The 1,432-nt window shown below is 53.6% G+C and carries 2 protein-coding genes; both read right to left on the reverse strand.

All coding sequences use genetic code 11. The features are described 5' to 3' along the window. Positions 1–360: 360 nt before the first annotated feature. Entirely contained in the window at positions 361–810 is a 450-nt protein-coding gene (locus B7G66_RS15405) for a DUF2501 domain-containing protein (protein WP_003621423.1), read from the reverse strand. Between the two features lie 322 nt (positions 811–1,132). After that, on the reverse strand, positions 1,133–1,432 hold a 300-nt coding region (locus tag B7G66_RS15410), incomplete at its 5' end, for an EAL domain-containing protein (RefSeq protein ID WP_048859366.1).

Consider the following 1,432-nt stretch of genomic DNA (forward strand, 5'->3'; position numbering starts at 1 on the left):
CAAGGCATTGTCAGTGCTGAAAAACTTTCGAATCAGGCTCTAAGGCACATATCGGTTTTCAAATGTTGATTTCTTAAAAAAACATCACAAAAAACTTTTATGGGATCATGGCTTTTCAAAAACGTTTTGAAAACATCCACCTGACAGGAAATGAAAAAACCTTCAGGCACCATCCCATGTTAGAAAAACACCCTGCCTCGCAAAGATTTCTGAAAATCTTTGCCAAAAGCTTTCATTTTTCAGTGGGGCATTGATACAGGTTTTTAAACATCCCCTTTAAAAAACCTGCCCCCCCCGAAAGACTTTACCCCTTACGCAACACGGGCGCATCCAGAAGGATACGCCCGCCAGACAGGACGATCAGAGCAGAGATTTCGCCCGTGCCTCGACCTTTGCGCAGGCCGCGCGACGGATATCGGTCGATGCATCTTCGAGCGAAATCGGCGCCTTGCCACCAACCTTCAGCAGCCCGGTGGACCCATCGGCATAAGACATGTTGCCCTTGCTGTTGGACGGGACATCATTGGTCTTCTTGTTCAGGGCCGCAAGCACGGGCCATGCCTCGGACGCGGTCAGGTAGTTGGACTGAATGCAGTAGTTGAGAATACCGCCAAGATCGGCCGGCTTGGCCGAAGACACGGCCGACATCACCGTCTTTTCCGACAGCGATCCCATCTTGATCTGTTCAACCTGGTTGGCAACGCCAGCACCCGTCGGCGGGGATGTTTCCGCATGCGCCAGCACGGGCGCGGCGGCAAGCAGGGTTGTAACGGCACCGACGGACAGGACGCGACCGAGACACGAGATCATTTTGTTCACCTTTATTCAATTATTGCGCGACCAGACGCAACGGCATGCGTGGCTGGCGTGTGTCAGTAGATGTCATGTTACCATGGGATGCCCGCCCCGGTCCCCTGCACCGCATATGCCAGACATTCGTCTTTTGGATATATGGCAGCAATGCCGTGGATGCAGGTCATGATCCGACACAGCATGAATGCTCAAAGTCATTCCCGCATCAAGGTTTTTTCAGACCATGACATGACAGGAAGTCAAAAAATATTTCGGATCAGGTATAATCGGACGCTGTCGGGCTCAAGATTATGTGACCCAATATTGCGGATACCGCGCCTCAGGCGCGGGGGGTACCCGCCTGCATCGCGTCGGCTTCACGCGCGCGTATCCATTTTTCCAGTTCGTCTGCGGGCAACGGACGCGCGAACAGGTACCCCTGCATCACGTCGCATTTCAGATCCTCCAGCAACTGACGCTGCTGCACGGTTTCCACACCTTCGGTCACAACGGTCATGCCAAGGCGGTTGCCAATGCCGATGACGGCGGTGGTCACGGCCTGCGCATTGGTGTCATGTTCGAAATCATTGATGAAACTGCGGTCGATCTTGATTTCCGTCAGCGGCAGGCGCGTCAGGCG

This window comes from Novacetimonas hansenii JCM 7643, assembly GCF_000964405.1.
GTDB lineage: Bacteria > Pseudomonadota > Alphaproteobacteria > Acetobacterales > Acetobacteraceae > Novacetimonas > Novacetimonas hansenii.